The sequence below is a fragment of the Actinosynnema sp. NPDC050436 genome (genome assembly GCF_040655415.1).
Classification (GTDB): domain Bacteria; phylum Actinomycetota; class Actinomycetes; order Mycobacteriales; family Pseudonocardiaceae; genus Actinosynnema.
On sequence record NZ_JBFAJV010000015.1, the window covers coordinates 93,923 to 109,767 of the forward strand.

Sequence of the window (15,845 nt, forward strand, 5' to 3'; positions counted from 1 at the left end):
CCTCCCACAGGGTGGTCGCCCCTCCGCCGGCTCCCGGAGCTGCCGCAGAATCCGGGAGAGGGCGAAGGGAGCCGGGACATGGGAGCTGGTCTGCACCTGGCGGTGGCGCTGGAAGCACCGGGGTGGCACCCCACCGCGCCGGGCGACCCCGCGCGGTTCACCCCGGGGTACTGGGTGGACCTGGTGCGGGAGGCCGAGCGCGGCCTGCTGGACCTCGTCACCTTCGAGGACGACCTCGGACCGGTCGGGCGGCTGGACTCGGTGCTGGTCGCCTCCCGCGTCGCGCCGCTGACCACGCACATCGGGTTGGTGCCCACGGTGGTCTCCACGCTGACCGAGCCGTTCCACCTGTCCAAGGCGATCGCCACCCTGGACTACGTGAGCACCGGGCGGGCCGGGGTCCGGGTGCGCGGGAGCTTCGCCCCCGACCACGCCCGGCACGTCGGCCGGCGGGTCTTCCCGGACGTGCTGGACGACGCGCTGCTGGCCGACGTGCTCGACGAGACCGCCGACTACGTCGAGGTGCTGCGGCGGCTGTGGGACAGCTGGGAGGACGACGCGGAGATCCGCGACGCCGCCACCGGCCGGTTCATCGACCGGGACAAGCTGCACTACGCGGACTTCAGCGGGAAGTGGTTCGACGTCAAGGGACCGTCCATCACGCCGCGCCCGCCGCAGGGGCAGCCGCCGGTCGCGGTGCTGTCCCACGCCTCCCGCATCCACGAGCTGGCGCGGCGCTCGGCGGACCTGGTGTTCACCACTCCGCGCAGCACCGACGAATTGCGCGCGATCGTCGCGGAAGTGCGCGGGCTGCGGCACTTCGTGGACGTGGTCGTGTTCTCCGACACCGACCGCAAGGCGCGGGCCGAGGACGCCGGCGGGCTCGACTCCGACGCGGTCGTGTTCGCGGGCGACGCCACCCGGCTCGCCGACCTGCTGCTGGAGTGGCGCGACGCCGGCGCGCACGGCTTCCGGCTGCGGCCCGCCCAGCTCCCGGACGACCTGGTGGCGATCACGTCCGACCTGGTGCCGGAGCTCCAGCGGCGCGGTGCCTTCCGCACCGCCTACGAGGCGACCACGCTGCGCGGCCACCTCGGACTCCCCCGGCCCGCCAACCGCTACGCCGCCTGAGAGGACGAGATGAAGCAGATCCACCTCGCCGCGCACTTCCCCGGCGTGAACAACACGACGGTGTGGAGCGACCCGCAGGCCGGCAGCCACATCGAGTTCTCCTCCTTCGCGCACTTCGCGCGGACCGCCGAGCGGGCCAAGTTCGACTTCTTCTTCCTGGCCGAGGGATTGCGGCTGCGCGAGCAGAACGGGCTCATCCACGACCTCGACGTGGTGGGCCGGCCGGACACGTTCACCGTGCTGGCGGGTCTGGCGGCGGTGACCACGCACCTGGGCCTGGCGGGCACCATCAACTCGACGTTCAACGAGCCGTTCGAGGTCGCGCGGCAGTTCACCTCGCTGGACCACCTGTCCGGCGGGCGGGCCGCGTGGAACGTGGTCACCTCGTGGGACGCGTTCACCGGCGAGAACTTCCGGCGCGGCGGCTACCTGCCCGAGGACCGGCGCTACGCGCGGGCGAAGCAGTTCCTCGACGCGGCCACCGTGCTGTTCGACTCGTGGCAGCAGGGCGGTGACTTCGCGCACCGGGACGACTTCTTCGACATCTCCGGCCGGTTCGACCTGCCCCGGTCGCCGCAGGGCAGGCCGGTGATCCTCCAGGCGGGCGACTCCGACGAGGGCCGCGAGTTCGCCGCCGCCAAGGCGGACGCGATCTTCAGCCGGCACGCGACGCTGGCGGAGGGCAAGGCGTTCTACGCCGACGTGAAGGGCCGGCTGGAGCGGTACGGCCGCACGCCCGACCAGCTCAAGGTGCTGCCCGCCGCGACGTTCGTGCTGGCCGACACCGACGCCGAGGCCCAGGAACTCGCGCACGAGGTGCGCCGGCAGCAGGTGAGCGGGCAGACCGCGATCAAGTTCCTGGAGCAGGTGTGGAACCGCGACCTGTCGGCCTACGACCCGGACGGCCCGCTGCCGGAGGTCGACCCGGTGGCGGGGGAGCACACCGTCGCGCGCGGCCGGGCGAGCGTGCGCAGCCACCGCGATCCCGCCGCCACGGCCCGGGAGTGGCGCGAGCTGGCGGCGGCGAAGAAGCTGTCCATCCGGGACCTGGTGATCGAGCGGACCGCGCGGCAGACGTTCATCGGGTCGCCCGCCACCGTGGCCGGTCGCATCGACGAGCTGGTGCAGGCGGACGCGAGCGACGGCTTCATCCTGGTGCCGCACGTGACCCCGGGCGGGTTCGACGTCTTCGCCGACACGGTCGTGCCGCTGTTGCAGGAGCGCGGCGTCTACCGGACCGACTACACCGGCCCGACCCTCCGCGACCACCTGGGCCTGACCCGGCCGTAGCGGTCGTGGGCGGCTCGGGCCGTGGGTGCGGGGGTGGTCAGTGGTCCCAGTCGCCGATCACCGGGGGCGCGCTCGCCGTGGGGTCGCCGAACACGCCGTCGGGGTCGGGCTCGACCAGGTAGGACGGCCTGTGGTGCTCGACGTCCTCCTCCCGCTGCGGCCCGCCGACGCCGCCCACACCGCCCGCGCCGACCGGTCCGCCGGCCCCGCGCCCGGTCGCCGCGCCACCCCGCGCGGCAGCGGGCTGCTGACCGCCGGGCGGCGCGACACCGGACGAGCCGCCGTGCCCGACGCCGTGTTGGCCCGGACCGTGCCCACCCGGACCGTGCCCACCGGGCCCCTGTCCGCCTGCTCCGGGCGCACCCCCGCCGAATCCCGGCCTGCCACCACCGCCGACCCCCGGCACGCCGCCGGCACGGCCACCGCGAGCCGCCGCCGCACCGCCGGGCAACGAGGTCGTGCGCGCAGACGCCGCCCCGGCCCGGCCGGCGGCCGGACCGACCCCGGGCAAACCGCCGACCGCACCCACCCCCGGCACGCCGCCGGCGGGCTGCCTGCCCGGGGTGACGTCCGCGCCGTGGCCGGTACCGCCGGGCTGCGTCACCCCGCCGACACCGGGCGGCTCCGCGCCGGGCGGTCCGGTCCGGGCGACCGGTGCCGTGGTGCCGGAGGTCCCGGTGGTGTCGGACGTCCCGGGGACCTCGGGGACCGCCGCCACCCGGCGGGACGACGTCCCGCGCGTGCCGACCGGGGTCTCCCCGTCGGTCCGGGCCTCCTCCGGCACGGCCGGGGGCGGGGCGAACGCGGGCTGCGCCGCCGCCGTCTGCGCCACCGTCCGGTCGTAGGTCTGCACGACCCGCGCCGCTTCCCGGTGGTCCTCCTGCTGCTGCTCGAACGCCGCCCGGTCGGCCGCCGCCTGCCGGACGACCTCCAGCGGATCGGTGATCCGCAGCAGCCGGTCGTTGGCCTCCTGCACGGAGAACGCGGGCGAGGGCGGCGGCGGCACGCTGTTCCGCGCGTCGGACAGCGCCCGCGACTGCTGGGCGAACAGGGTGCCCGCGAGCTGCGCCGAGACGCCCGTCCTCCCGGCGCGGTTGCCCAGGTCGGCCAGCGCCTGCCGGGCCCCGTCGCCCGAGGTGCCCACCCAGTCCTCCTCGCTGTCCGCGATCGCCTTGGCGATGGACTCGGTGAAGCCGGTCAGCGCGTTGCCGAGGGTGGTCCAGGCGCTCCCCATCTCGCCCACCCGCCCGGGGTCCACCTCGGTGTGCACGCTCTCGTACAGCTCCTGGTGGGGGATGCCCGGGTAGTAGGCGCCGGGGTCCGGTGGCGCGGACCTGGTGGGCACGCCCTCACCCAGCCGGAGGGCCTGGTGGTCGAGCACGTCGTCCACCTCGCCCGCGTGCAGCAGCTCGGTGAGCAGGCGGGCGAGCGGCCCGTCCAGCCCCTGGTCGCGAGCCACCTGGTCGAGCAGCTCCTGGTCGGTCTTGGCCGACGTGTGCCGGTGCAGCCCGTAGTCCTCGTACGGGTCCGGCTCACGTCGTGAGGCCCCCTGCTCCATCCCGTCGCCCCCTCAGGCCCGTCGCTACGGCAATCTCGGTTCGACCAGCCCGGCGACCTGGACCGCGATGGGGCACGGCGGTTTGTCGCTGCCCACCGTGGTGACGACGACATCCACCCGCGAGGTTTCAGTCACCCCCATGTAAATCCCGCAGCTGCCGGTCGAGTCGAGCAACTCCTTGGCGGGACGGCCGCTGACAGATGCCTCCTTGATCTCGCCGCCGTTGGGCTGCACACCCGCGATTCCCACGTTGGTCCGCACCGCCACGACGACTACGCCGTACGACGGTGAATATCGGCAGGTGACGGCCGAGGCGACCTTCCTGTTCTCGGGGTCCTTGAGCAGCCGGCCGAGCGCGCCCTCCGCCTCCTGGCGGGTGAGGTAGGAGCACGGGTCGGTCCGCTCCAGCGTCGTGCTCGTGTCCGCGTTGCCCGGCGTGGTGGTGCCGGTCGGGCCGGTGGACGGTCGCGTGGGTTTCGCAGACGTGGTCGACGCGCCTCTGGCGAAGCCGTGGGTCGGTTCGCTGCACGCGCCGAGTGCGAGCAGCGGGACCACCAGGCAGGCCAGGCGGAGTCGAGGGTTCACGGGTGCTCCCGGTCGGTCAGGCGCTGTTGACGGAGCCGCCGGCGGATTTCAGGTCGTAGGTGTTGTCGTCTTCGGTCGTCTCGTAGAGGTCCATTGACTGCCGGACGTCGGCCGCCAACTGGGTGAGGTCCTGCGACAGCCGCTGGAGCGCCGGGTAGAACCCCTGTGCGGGGTCGCCGGCGATGGAGGCGAGGAACGGCCGGTAGACCCTGGCCGCCGGGGTTGTGCCGAGGGGCGGCTCCTGAGCCAGGAGCGAGGCGTCGCTGAGAGCCACCGAGAGTTCCGCCTGCATCGCTTCGATCGCGTCCAGCAGCGCTCTGCCGCCCTGGGCGCTGATGGCGAACCCCGCCGCCGTCGCCGCGCGGAAGCCCTGGACGGCGTGGGACATGCCGGCCAGGCCCTCGGAGATGCCGCCTACCGCCATGGGGGACTCCCTTCCCGGGCTGCTCCGGGTCCGGTCGTGGCCAGCCGGGACAGGTGCCGGGCCAGCGCGGCCCGGTCGGCGGGCGTGTAGGTGGCCGAGAGAGCGCCGTCCCGGTCGACGCCGGGGATCACCGCGTAGCGGCCGACGTCGGTGTCGAGGTAGGTGAGCGAGCCCCGGTGCGCCCCGCCCGCCGTCACGGTGAAGTGGCCCGCGCCGACCCTGGGGCGGCGCAGGATGTCCTCGACCGCCGCCCGCGCCGACGGGGCGGCCGGCCCCGGTGCGGCGGTGAAGCGGAACTCGGAGAAGTCCTCGTCCGGGGCGCGGGCGGGTGCCGGGGCGTCCACCACGGTCACCGACGCGCCGGGGCCCGGCCGGACCGCAGGCAGCAGGTCGACCAGGGCGGGCACCACGTCGTCCGGGTGCCGGCGGTGGAAGGTCACGGTCGCGTCGCCGCCCACCGCGAGCACGCCGGCCCGGTCGTCCGCCGCCGCCAGGGCCACCGGGCGCTCCCCGCCCGAGGTGCCCACCAGGGCCACGGCCACCCGGCCGCCGGCGAGCAGGCGCAGCGACTCCACCAGGTCGGGCGCGAACCCGCCCGCCCGGACCAGCCCCCGGTCGGTCAGGTCCCGGTGCGCGCGGGCGACCACGGCGACCCGTTCCTCGCGGGTCGAGCCGTGGTGGCCGATGTCGAACGGGAACACCCGCACGTCGACGCGCAGCGCTTCGCCGAGCGCGTCGAGTTCGGCGAACGTGCACACCATCCCCGTCGACACCCGTTATCCCCGCCTCTCCCCCTCACGACGGGGGATATGGTGGCAGCCTCCCTCTCCGGCACCTCCGCTTGATTGCGGTATTCGGCGAATTGTCACCCGTTGGCAAATCGTGATTCCGCCTATCGGGCGACGCCGAACGGCGGGTTCCGGTCGTTCGGGCGAATAGGTCGTACACCGAGGTCCGGCGGCCGGGTAGGAGACTCGTGCCCGGCAGTGCGGTAATTGGTCCGACCGTCATCCGGAAGTTACCCGAACGCGATCCGAATAGGTGTTCGATTCCGCAGAGATCGTCCGAGTGGAATACCGGTGCGAACTCCGTGCCTTTCGGCACATCGTACTAGGGGTAGTAGCCGATCAAAGGCGCACTGGCTTCGGAGTGGAGCGCGGGCCCTTCGGTCGGCACGGCCGGGAACCCGCCGCCGGTCCGCAGGCCGTCGAGCTGCTCGGCGGACAGCGCGAACACGACGTGCCCGAGCCCGGAGCGCGCGAGCGCCCCCGCGCACATCCCGCACGGCTCGCAGCTCGTGTACATGGTGGTGCCGGCGGCGACCTCGGGCGACAGCTCGCGGGCAGCCCAGCGGGCCAGCTTCAACTCCGGGTGGGCGGTGATGTCCCGGTCCGTGAGGCTGCTGTTGCGCTCCTCGGCCAGCACCGTCCCGTCCGGGCCGACCAGCAGCGACCCGAACGGCGGGTTGCCGCCCGCGCGGGCCTCGGCGGCCAGGGCGATCGCGCGGCGCAGGTGCTCTTCGTTCACCGGAATTCCTTTCGCACGGTGGCGAGCGCGTGCCACGCCACTCCGGGGTCCAGCGTCTCGGCCGGGTCGCCGACGAACGGGTCCAGCACGACCGCCCGCGCGCCCTGCTCCGCCAGCAGCGCCAGGTCGCCGACGACCTGTCCCACGTCGCCCTCGCCCATCCGCCGCTCGGCCAGCGGCCGGTCGGTGATCCGCAGCAGGATGCGCGGGGCCAGCTCGGGCACCGGCCGTCCCTCCTCGTCGGCGATCTCCCCCAGCCGGGCCACCGCCTCGCGCCACGCGGCGTGCGTCAACCGCAGGCCGTGCCACGCGTCGCCGTGCCGCACCGCCCGCCGCAGCGCTCCGTCGCTGTGCCCGCCGACCCAGATCGGGATGCGCCCGGTCCCGTAGTCGGCCTCGTCGCGCCACGCCCGCCGGACGGCGACCACCAGGTCGTCGGTGAGCTTGCCGCGCTGCCGGAACGGCACGCCGAGCGCCTCGAACTCCTGCCGCGCCCACCCGACGCCGACGCCGAGGACGAACCGCCCGCCACTGAGCTGGTGCAGGTTCGCGGCCATCCGCGCGACCAGCAGGGGGTGCCGGTACGGCGCGATGAGCACGGTGGTGCCCAACGAGATGCGCTCGGTCACGCCGGCCAGCCACGACAGCGCGGTGAACGGCTCGTAGAACGGGGCGGGGTACTGCTCCGCGACGTCGGGCGTGACGGCCACGTGGTCGGAGACCATGAGCAGGTCGAACCCGAGCCCCTCCACGGTCCGCGCCCAGTCGCGCAGCACCGCCGGCGTCGTGCCGGGGCCGAAGTTGGGGACGTTCACACCGATCAACACCCTGGAAAGGCTAGGTCGTGCCCGCCGAACTCTGAAGGGCTTCGCCACGGCATAGGACCGTCCACGCCGTGGATTCCACGGTAGATTGGCCGGATGGCCGAGACCCTCGACGCGACGGACTGGGCGATCCTGGCGGAGCTGCAACGGGACGGCCGGGTCGCGCTGACCGAGCTGGGCCGCCGGGTCAACCTCGGCGCGTCGGCCACGGCGGAACGCGTCAAGCGCTTGGAGCAGACCGGGATCATCACCGGCTACAGCGCCACCGTCGACCTCGACAAGGTCGGGTACGGCGTGCTCGCCGTGGTGCGCCTCAAGTACCCCGGCAACCGGCACGAGCCGCTGCGCGCGTTGCTCGCCGAACGGCCGGAGTTCCTGGAGTGCCTGCGCACCACGGGCGAGGACTGCTACACGCTCAAGGTCGCCGCCGGGTCGATGGCGCACCTGGAGGACCTGATCGGCGAGCTGACGGCGTTCGGCAGCACCACCACGAACATCGTCTACAGCCAGACCCTGCCCTATCGCGGGATCGGCGGGCGGCCCCCGGCGTGACCCACGGCTGCGTGACCTACGGCCACGGCGTGGCGGGCACGCACGTCGCCCGGTCCGACGAGAACTGGCCGCCGTACACGACCGCGCCGTCGGGCCGGAGGTAGCACTGCCGGCCGAGGTCCGCGCTGGTGCCGAGGAACCGGCCGTTCCGGTCGTACGCGCGGACTTCGCCGGCCGGGCCGCTGTAGGGGAGGTGCCCGTCCGGGTAGACGATGCGCGCCAGGTAGGTGCCGTCGGTGACGGTCGCCTCGACCGTCGTGCCCTCGTAGGTGTAGGTCACCCTGGCCACCTCGGCGTCGACCCGGCCCACCGCCACCCGCCAGGCCGGCGACCCCTCCCCGCCCGGCGAGTCCGCGCCGCCGCGACCCTCGGTGTGGTCCAGCGAGAAGTGGCCGGGCAGCCAGCCGAGGGCCGTCATGGTGAGCTTGGCGCTGTTGAACGGCGCGAACCGGTCGTCCACCGCGCACGGCAGCAGGTAGCCGAAGGTGTCGGACCCGGCGGCGTCAGAGGTGTAGAGGATCGCGTACTTGCCGGCCACGTCCTCCCGGTACTGGTAGAGCTTGGCCGACCGGCTCGTCATGGCGGACTCCGCGCAGCCGGCCTCGACCTCCTTGACGCGGTGTGGCGCCAGGTCGGCCAGCGAGGCCGTCGGCGCACCGGCCGCCGGGTCGACGGCGTCGCGCCCCGGCCACGGCGCGAGCGGCAGCACGACGGCCAGGGCCACCACGGCGGCGGCGGTCACCACCGGCGCGTGCCGGAACGGTCGGCGTGCGGTGGTGGCGCGCTCGACCTCGGCCCGGATCGCGGCGTGCCGGCCGGGCGGGAGGTCGCGGGCGGCGGGCGGTGCGGTGTTCATCGGTCCTCCACGACGATGGGGGTGAACGGGACGGCCTCGGAGCGCGTGCCGAGCAGCGCCGCCAGTCGGGACCTGGCCCGGCTGACCCGGGCCCGCACGCTGCCTTCCGCGATGCCCAGCACGGCGGCGGCGTCGGGGTAGGAGACGCCCGACCAGACGCACAGCGCCAGGGCTTCCCGCTCACCGCGCGGCAGGCGCCCGACGGCCGCCAGCAGCGCGGCCATCCGCCGCTGGTCGTCGACCCGGCCGGCGACCTGGTCGGCGTGGTCGGGGACGGGGGGTTCGGCCGGCACCCGGTCGAGCAGCCGCAGCCGGCGGGCGAACGAGCGCCGCTCGGTGCGCACCACGTTGGTGGCCACGGTGAGCAGCCACGGCAGCGCCGACTCGCGTTCCAGCCGGAACCCGGCCCGCTTGCGCCACGCCAGCAGGAACGTGGCCTGGAGGTGGTCCTCGGCGGAGGACCACGACGCCGTGAGCCGGAAGCAGTGGTTGTACACCGCCTTGGCGTGCCGGTCGAACAGCTCGCCGAACGCGGCACCGCTGCCCTCCGCCGCGCGGGCCCACAGCGCGCGGTCGTCTTCGGTCCTCATGCCTGTTCGTGTCCGCCCGCAGGACCTGTGTTGCCCCCAGTGTGCCGCGCCCGGCGGTCAGTAGCCGACGGTGAAGCGGACCCGGTGGTGCCGGGGGCGCTCGACCTCGTCCAGCAGCGCCACCGCCAGGTCTTCCAGCGACACCGAGGAGTTGCCATCTCCGTCCACCACGAGGTCGTCGCGGCCGAGTCGGTACGCGCCGGTCCGGGTGCCCGGTTCGAGCACGACCGGCGGGCTCAGGTACGCCCAGTCCACGGCGACCTCCTCGCGGACCGCGTCGAGCTGGGCGGTGCAGGCCAGGGCGATCGGCCGCAGGGACGCCGGGAAGTCCGGCGCGTCCTGCACCAGCACGCCGTCCGGCCGCACGAGGCTGCTCGCCCCGCCGACCAGCAGCAGCCGCGCCCCGGTCGGCCGGACGCCCTCCAGCAGCGCCTTCGCCGCGACGGCCAGCTCGCGCTCCTGCCCGTCGACCGGCCGGGTCGCGCTGATCACGACGTCCTGCCCGGTGCCGAGCCGGGTCACGTCCGCAGGCACCCGCGCGTCGCCGACCTGGAACCCGGCGCGCGCCTTCCGCGAGACCGCGACGACGTCATGGCCGCGCCGCGACGCCTCGGCCACCACCCGGCTGCCGACGCCACCGGCCGCCCCGAACACGGTGATCCTCATCGTTCTTCCTCCCCCTGGTCTGTGCCGCGACGAGCGCGGCGAGCACGATCACGGCACCGCAGAGCTGCGCCACCGTCAGGTCCTGGCCGAGCACCGACCACCCGACCGCCGTGGCGACCACCGGGCTGAGCAGGCCGAGGAACGTCACCTCGGTGGCCGCGAGCAGCTTCACGCCCCGGAACCACAGGCTGTAGGACAGCGCCGCGCCGACGAGGGCCAGGTACGCGTACCCGGCCAGGTTGCGCGCGGACAGCTCGGGCGGCGGGCCCTCGACGGCGAAGGTGAGCGGCAGCAGGAGCAGCCCGCCCGCGACGAGCTGCCACCCGGTGGTGGCCAGCAGCGGCGCGGGGGACACCCACCGCTTGCCCAGCACGGTCCCGACCGCCATCACCACCGCGCCGCCCAGCGCCGCCGCGATGCCCAGCGCGTCGAGCTGGGCGTTCGCCCGCAGCACGAGCAGGCTCACGCCGAAGATCCCGGCGACGGCGGCCAACCCGACCCGCAGGGTGACCCGCCGGCCGAGGAAGCCCGCCGCGAGCCCGGCCACGACCAGCGGCTGGACCGCGCCGACGGTGGCGGCCACCCCGCCGGGCAGCCGGTAGGCGGCCAGGAACAGCAGCGGCAGGAACGCGCCGATGTTCAGCGCGCCCAGCACGAGCGACCGCCACCACCAGTCGCCGGTGGGCAGCCGCCGGACGACGGCCACGAGCAGCAGCCCGGCGGGCAGCGACCGCAGCAGGCTCGCCAGCAGCGGGCGGTCCGGCGGCAGGTACTCGGTGGTGACGTAGTAGGTGGTGCCCCAGATGGCCGGACCGAGCGCGGTGACGAGCCGATTGCTTAGCACTAAGTCAAATTAGCTCATCGCTAAGCTAGTTGGTCGGTGATTTGCCTCACCGCTAAGGTAGTTCGCATGGGAGACCACGTTGACCTGGTGCTGCGCCAGTGGCACACGCAGCGCCCCGACCTCGACGTGTCGCCCATGGCGGTGATCGGCCGGCTGTCCCGGCTCACCCGACTGGTCGACGCCGAGCTGCGCGCCACCTTCGCCCGGCACGGCCTGGACCGGCCGTCCTTCGACGTCCTGGCCACCCTGCGCCGCAGCGACCCGCCGCACCGGCTCACCCCGACCGAGCTGATGCGGTCGTCCATGATCACCTCCGGCGCGGTCACCCAGCGCCTCGACCGCCTCGAAGCGCGCGGCCTGGTGACCCGGCTGCCGAGCCCGGTCGACGGCCGGGGCGTCGTGGTGGCGCTGACCGACGAGGGCCTGGCGCTGGTCGACCGCACCCTGCCCGACCACCTGGCCACCGAGCAGCGCCTGCTGGCCGCCCTCGACCCGGCCGAGCGCGAGCGGTTGGCGGCGACCCTCCGGACCGTCCTGGAATCCCTGGCCGAATGACCTCCCGGCCCCGCGCGCCGGCCGGCATGGTGGGAGCAGTCGACTCCGGGGGGACACCATGAAGCGGACAGCGGTCATCGGCGCGGTCGTGCTCGCGAGCGGCCTGCTCGGCGCGGCACCGGCCGGCGCGGCGGTCGGCCCGCACTGCCAGGAGGACGGCTACTGCCTGTTCTCCGGGGAGGGCTTCGGCGGGACGAAAGCCGTGCTGCCGGCCGACTACGGCTGCCACCGGGTGAGCAGCCTGGGCTTCAGCCCGGCGCGCTCGGCGGCCCGGGGCTACGGCGACGGCACCGCGCCGGCGCTCTACTCGGACGCGACCTGCGCCACCCACCCCACCTACGTTTACGACGAGGTGCCCAGCACCTCCGCGCTCTCCTACCGGCTGCTCCCGATCCCGGGCTGAGGTCAGGCGGGCTGCGCGGCGGGGCGGGTGCGGCGCAGCCAGAGCAGGCCCAGCACCGGCAGCACGAGCGGGACGAAGCCGTAGCCGACGCCGAAGCCCGACCACACCGTGGCCTCCGGGAACCACGACGGCACGAGCAGGCTCACCGCGCCCACCACCAGCACCCCGCCCAACTCCACCGCGCACGACCCGAACGCCACCCTGCGCGACCCCCGGCTGCCGACCGCCAGCGTCACGGTCGCCAGCAGGTAGACCACGGCGGCCAGCGCCGACAGCAGGTAGGCGACGGGTGCGTCGCCGAAGCGCGTGGCGATCTGCACGCCGGAGCGCGCCGTCGCGGCGAGCGCGAAGATCCCGTAGACGGCGATCAGCAGCCGGCCCGGACCGGACCGGGTCGCGTTGGGCGCGGCGTCAGGCATGGCCCTGCCAGACCTGGTGCAGCCGCACGATCATCACCGGCACGCTCAGGCAGCCGACGACCAGCACCGCCGCGCCCCACCGGGACCGCTCCGCGATCGACCAGAAGCCGGCCAGCGGCAGCACCAGCACCGGCCCGAGCAGGTAGCCGACGAACGTGGCCCCGGAGATCTCCCGGTCCAGCCCGACCAGCCGCACGATCCCGACCACGGCCTGCACCAGCAGCCCGAGTTCGAGCAGCACCACGAGCCCGGCGACGCCCAGCGTGAGCTTGGTCTCCAGCGTCAACGGCTTGTCCAGCACCGCGAGCAGCAGCGACCAGGCGGCGGCGACGAGCGCCAGCACGGTCAGCCCCACGGCCAACGAGTCGATCATCGAACCGAGCCCTCCCACGGCATGTCCTCCGGGACACTAGCCGCCGCCCGCCGGCCCGGTCGCCGGCGGCCGACCCCGCGCCGTCCGCTGCGCGCTCCCGAACCCGCGCGGGGCCCGCCGGCTCGGACGTGCCCCGTGCCCGGACGCGGTGCCCGGTGCAGCGTTCGGCGCGGTGTCGGGGTCCGGTGTCCCCCGCGCGGTGGCCGGGCGCACCGAGCGGCCATCTCGACGTCGGTGCCGATTCACTCGATCGTGGCCACTTTCGTGCGATCCTGCCGGAGTGGTCGGCACCGCTGACCACGCACTGTCAGGCCCTCTGGCGCGCGCTGTCACCCTGCGGCGCGCCGCATTCGGGGAGAGGACACCCACCGTGCGCACGTTCTCCTGGCGCGTGGCCGGCGTGGTCGCCGCCACGGCCGTCACCGCCACCCTCACCGCCACCCTGCTGATCCCCACCGCCGTCGGTGCCGCGCCGATCACGGTCGCCCAGGCGGTCGGGCAGCAGGCCGGCGCGTCCGCCACCGTGCGGGGGTACGTCGTCGGCCAGCCGACCGCGACCTCCACCGTGGTCACCTCGGGCTTCCCGTCCGACCACGCCCTGGCCCTGGCCGACGCGCCGGGGCAGACCGACCCCGCGCGGCTGCTCTACGTGCAGGTCACCTCGTCGTTCCGGGCCGCGTGGGGCCTGCGCACCAACCCCGGCCTGCTCGGCTCGCGGATCGACGTGACCGGGCGGCTCTCGGCCTACTTCGCGCACCCCGGCCTCACCTCGCCCACGGCGTTCGCGCCGGCCGGCACCGGCCCCACCGGCACGACCACCACCGCCCCGACCACCGGAGCCCCCGGTGACGACTACTACCGGGCGGCTGCCGGCAAGACCGGGCCCGCGCTGAAGACCGCGCTGAACCAGATCATCCGGACCAACGACAAGCTCTCCTACGACCAGGTCTGGAACGCCCTCAAGGCCACCGACGAGGACCCGGCCAACCCCGCGAACGTCGTCCTGCTCTACAGCGGGCGCTCGCAGAGCAAGTCCACCAACGGCGGCAACGGCAACGACTGGAACCGCGAGCACGTCTGGGCCAAGTCGCACGGCGACTTCGGCACGACCACCGGGCCCGGCACCGACCTGCACCACCTGCGCCCCGAGGACGTGTCGGTCAACGCCGACCGGGGCAACAAGGACTTCGACCTCGGCGGCTCGCCGGCGGCCGAGGCGCCCGGCAACCTCACCGACTCCGACTCGTGGGAGCCGCGCAACGCGGTCAAGGGCGACGTGGCGCGGATGCTGTTCTACATGGCTGTGCGCTACGAGGGCGGCGACGGCTACGTCAACTTGGAGCTGAACAACAACGTCGGCAACGGTTCCGCGCCTTACATGGGCCGGTTGTCGGTACTGCTGCAGTGGCACGCGCAGGACCCGCCGGACGCGTTCGAGAAGCGCCGCAACCAGGTGATCTTCGACAGCTTCCAGCACAACCGGAACCCGTTCATCGACCACCCGGAGTGGGCTGCGTCGATCTGGGGCTGACCACCCGGAGCGCTACGCCGGGTGGCCGCCGTCCCTCCTATCGAGACGGCCGCCGCCGGGGAGGTCTACGCAGAGTGTGCCGCGCTCGTCGGGGGCGTTCGGGTCGCCGGCAACCAGGTGCTCGACCGGTCCCGATGAGCGCGCTCGGATCGACGGCGAAGCCGGCAGCGGGCGGAGCGGCGGGAGGTCGCGCGCCGGGCGCGTCCGCCGGGGCAGTTGCTACACGGGGCAGGTGTGTTACGGGCGCGGCACCTGCCCCGTGTACGGCCGGAAGGGGACCACGTCCCCCGTACTCCCCTCCCGACTCCCCTGGCAACTACGGAAGGACACACACCCTCCAGGAGGAGGTGCGGTAACGCTATGCCAATCAACGCCGGTTCGCACCTAGTACGTTTGAGTGAATTACCAGGTGAGAACCACTCGACTACCGTCAGAGAGTGACCGGGCTGCGGCGGTCGAAGACGAGGTCGCGGGCCGACCGCAGGCCCATGGCGATCGCGCCGCTGAGCACCGCGCCGTCCCCCAGCTCGCCGGCCGCGATCCGGGGCGCGAGCGGGGTCATCCGGGCCAGTGCCGCCGCCATCGGCTCCCGCAGCAGCTCGGTGTTCCCGCCGATGCCGCCGCCCAGCACGACCAGCTCCGGGTCGATCACGGCCGCCACCGACGCCACCACGAACGCCAGCCGCTCGGCCTCGTCGCGCACCACCCGCAGCGCCCGCTCGTCCCCGGTCTTGGCGAGCACGAACACGTCGCGCGCCGACCTCGCCGAGGTGATGCCGTGCAGCTTCGCCATCGCCACCACGGACTCCGCCGCCGCCGCCGCTTCCAGCCGGCCCCGACCGTGGTCGTCCACTTCGGACGGTGCGGCCCACGGCAGGTAGCCGATCTCGCCCGCCGCCCCGTGCGCGCCCCGGAACAACCGGCCGTCCACCACGATCCCCATGCCGATGCCCGTGCCAACCATGACGCACACGAACACGTCGACGTCGCGCGCCGCGCCGTACGCCCGCTCGCCGACCGCCGCCAGGTTGGCGTCGTTCTCCACCAGCAGGTCGGGGCCCAGCTCGGCCTCCAGGTCGTCCAGCAGGCCCCGGCGCTCCCAGCCGGGCAGGTTCGGCGCGTGGGCCAGCGCCCGCCCGCGCGGGTCGGGGACGCCGGGCGTGCCGACCACCTTCACCACCAGGTCGGCCATGGACAGGCCGGCGTCGGACACCGTCCGCTCGGCCAGTTCGCGGACCGTGCGCACCAGCGAACCCGCCGACCGGCAGCGGTTGCGCTCGTCCACCCGCGCGATCACCGCCCCGGCCAGGTCCGCCACCGCGACCCGGATGCGCTGCCGGCCGATGTCGATGCCCAGCACGTGGCCCGCCGCCGGGTTCGGCTCGTAGACCATCGCCGACCGGCCCGGCCCGGACGTGGTGCGGCCGATCGGGCGCACCAGCCCGTGCTGCTCCAGGTCGAGCAGCGCCTGGCCCACCGTCGGCTTGGACAGTCCGGTGTCCTTGGCGATCTGCGGCCGGGTGGCGGGCCCGCCCCGGCGCAGCCGGTCGAGCACGGCGCGTTGGTTCAGCACGCGCATCCCCGCAGGGGTGCCCACCTGGGGCGACTTCCGGACCATCGGGTGAGTCTAGATCGGGTGGCGCACCGAGCGGACAGGCTTGCGGACAAGTCGCCCGACCGGTCTTGACAACGATGTCAGCCGGCGGTTTCGCTGGCG

At 74.2% G+C, this 15,845-nt stretch carries 18 protein-coding genes and 2 pseudogenes; 7 read left to right on the forward strand and 13 right to left on the reverse strand.

Annotated features, from left to right (window positions below; translation table 11 throughout):
• The first annotated feature begins 78 nt into the window (after positions 1-78).
• Both AB0I60_RS29910 and AB0I60_RS29915 read left to right on the forward strand, forming a co-directional pair.
• Complete coding sequence (locus tag AB0I60_RS29910; RefSeq protein WP_360735530.1) at positions 79-1,131, forward strand: LLM class flavin-dependent oxidoreductase; 1,053 nt, start codon at positions 79-81, stop codon at positions 1,129-1,131.
• 9 nt (positions 1,132-1,140) lie between these two features.
• Entirely contained in the window at positions 1,141-2,421 is a 1,281-nt protein-coding gene (locus tag AB0I60_RS29915; RefSeq protein WP_360735532.1) for an NtaA/DmoA family FMN-dependent monooxygenase, read from the forward strand.
• 37 nt (positions 2,422-2,458) lie between these two features.
• Here AB0I60_RS29915 and AB0I60_RS29920 read toward each other — a convergent pair whose 3' ends face one another.
• The 6 genes from AB0I60_RS29920 to AB0I60_RS29945 all read right to left on the reverse strand — a co-directional run bounded on the left by AB0I60_RS29920 (position 2,459) and on the right by AB0I60_RS29945 (position 7,342).
• Positions 2,459-3,979: a hypothetical protein gene (locus tag AB0I60_RS29920; RefSeq protein WP_360735534.1), complete on the reverse strand. Its 1,521-nt coding sequence runs from the start codon at positions 3,977-3,979 to the stop codon at positions 2,459-2,461.
• A gap of 24 nt (positions 3,980-4,003) precedes the next feature.
• Positions 4,004-4,564: a DUF3558 domain-containing protein gene (locus AB0I60_RS29925; RefSeq protein ID WP_360735536.1), complete on the reverse strand. Its 561-nt coding sequence runs from the start codon at positions 4,562-4,564 to the stop codon at positions 4,004-4,006.
• Between the two features lie 16 nt (positions 4,565-4,580).
• Positions 4,581-4,988 (reverse strand): hypothetical protein, encoded by a 408-nt coding sequence (locus AB0I60_RS29930; protein WP_360735538.1) that lies wholly within the window; start codon positions 4,986-4,988, stop codon positions 4,581-4,583.
• Entirely contained in the window at positions 4,979-5,761 is a 783-nt protein-coding gene (locus tag AB0I60_RS29935) for an ESX secretion-associated protein EspG (RefSeq protein WP_360735540.1), read from the reverse strand. Before AB0I60_RS29935 ends, AB0I60_RS29930 begins: the two co-directional genes overlap by 10 nt.
• A 337-nt stretch (positions 5,762-6,098) precedes the next feature.
• Positions 6,099-6,521, reverse strand: coding sequence for a nucleoside deaminase (locus AB0I60_RS29940; protein ID WP_360735687.1), 423 nt, complete (start codon positions 6,519-6,521; stop codon positions 6,099-6,101).
• The gene (locus AB0I60_RS29945; protein ID WP_360735541.1) at positions 6,512-7,342 is read right to left on the reverse strand and encodes an LLM class flavin-dependent oxidoreductase; all 831 of its coding nucleotides are present in this window, start codon (positions 7,340-7,342) and stop codon (positions 6,512-6,514) included. Before AB0I60_RS29945 ends, AB0I60_RS29940 begins: the two co-directional genes overlap by 10 nt.
• 93 nt (positions 7,343-7,435) lie before the next feature.
• On the opposite strand from AB0I60_RS29945, the gene AB0I60_RS29950 reads away from it, so the two are divergent.
• Entirely contained in the window at positions 7,436-7,891 is a 456-nt protein-coding gene (locus AB0I60_RS29950; protein ID WP_360735542.1) for an Lrp/AsnC family transcriptional regulator, read from the forward strand.
• A 16-nt stretch (positions 7,892-7,907) separates the two neighbouring features.
• Here AB0I60_RS29950 and AB0I60_RS29955 read toward each other — a convergent pair whose 3' ends face one another.
• The 4 genes from AB0I60_RS29955 to AB0I60_RS29970 are packed head-to-tail and all read right to left on the reverse strand — an operon-like array spanning position 7,908 to position 10,847.
• The gene (locus AB0I60_RS29955; protein WP_360735544.1) at positions 7,908-8,747 is read right to left on the reverse strand and encodes a hypothetical protein; all 840 of its coding nucleotides are present in this window, start codon (positions 8,745-8,747) and stop codon (positions 7,908-7,910) included.
• A complete protein-coding gene (locus tag AB0I60_RS29960) occupies positions 8,744-9,337 on the reverse strand; it encodes an RNA polymerase sigma factor (RefSeq protein ID WP_360735546.1) in 594 nt (197 codons plus the stop codon). Before AB0I60_RS29960 ends, AB0I60_RS29955 begins: the two co-directional genes overlap by 4 nt.
• A 57-nt stretch (positions 9,338-9,394) precedes the next feature.
• Entirely contained in the window at positions 9,395-10,003 is a 609-nt protein-coding gene (locus AB0I60_RS29965; protein ID WP_360735548.1) for an NAD(P)H-binding protein, read from the reverse strand.
• On the reverse strand, positions 9,927-10,847 hold the full coding sequence (locus tag AB0I60_RS29970) for an EamA family transporter (RefSeq protein WP_360735550.1): 921 nt from the start codon (positions 10,845-10,847) through the stop codon (positions 9,927-9,929). The genes AB0I60_RS29965 and AB0I60_RS29970 overlap by 77 nt, the downstream gene beginning before the upstream one ends.
• A 66-nt stretch (positions 10,848-10,913) precedes the next feature.
• On the opposite strand from AB0I60_RS29970, the gene AB0I60_RS29975 reads away from it, so the two are divergent.
• Positions 10,914-11,402, forward strand: coding sequence for a MarR family transcriptional regulator (locus tag AB0I60_RS29975; RefSeq protein WP_360735552.1), 489 nt, complete (start codon positions 10,914-10,916; stop codon positions 11,400-11,402).
• 58 nt (positions 11,403-11,460) lie between these two features.
• Positions 11,461-11,805: a hypothetical protein gene (locus AB0I60_RS29980; RefSeq protein WP_360735554.1), complete on the forward strand. Its 345-nt coding sequence runs from the start codon at positions 11,461-11,463 to the stop codon at positions 11,803-11,805.
• Between the two features lie 2 nt (positions 11,806-11,807).
• On the opposite strand, the gene AB0I60_RS29985 is transcribed toward AB0I60_RS29980, so the two are convergent.
• Positions 11,808-12,224 (reverse strand): hypothetical protein, encoded by a 417-nt coding sequence (locus tag AB0I60_RS29985; RefSeq protein ID WP_360735556.1) that lies wholly within the window; start codon positions 12,222-12,224, stop codon positions 11,808-11,810.
• A complete protein-coding gene (locus AB0I60_RS29990) occupies positions 12,217-12,597 on the reverse strand; it encodes a hypothetical protein (RefSeq protein ID WP_360735558.1) in 381 nt (126 codons plus the stop codon). Before AB0I60_RS29990 ends, AB0I60_RS29985 begins: the two co-directional genes overlap by 8 nt.
• 400 nt (positions 12,598-12,997) lie before the next feature.
• Between AB0I60_RS29990 and AB0I60_RS29995 the strand changes: the two are divergent.
• Positions 12,998-13,369, forward strand: a pseudogene (locus AB0I60_RS29995) (DUF6359 domain-containing protein); the annotation flags it as partial.
• A gap of 72 nt (positions 13,370-13,441) precedes the next feature.
• A pseudogene (locus AB0I60_RS30000) lies at positions 13,442-14,128 on the forward strand (endonuclease); the annotation flags it as partial.
• A 430-nt stretch (positions 14,129-14,558) separates the two neighbouring features.
• Here the strand turns inward: AB0I60_RS30000 and AB0I60_RS30005 are convergent.
• Positions 14,559-15,746 carry an ROK family protein gene (locus AB0I60_RS30005; protein WP_360735560.1) on the reverse strand — a complete coding sequence of 396 codons (1,188 nt, stop codon included), beginning with the start codon at positions 15,744-15,746 and terminating at the stop codon, positions 14,559-14,561.
• Positions 15,747-15,845 lie beyond the last annotated feature (99 nt).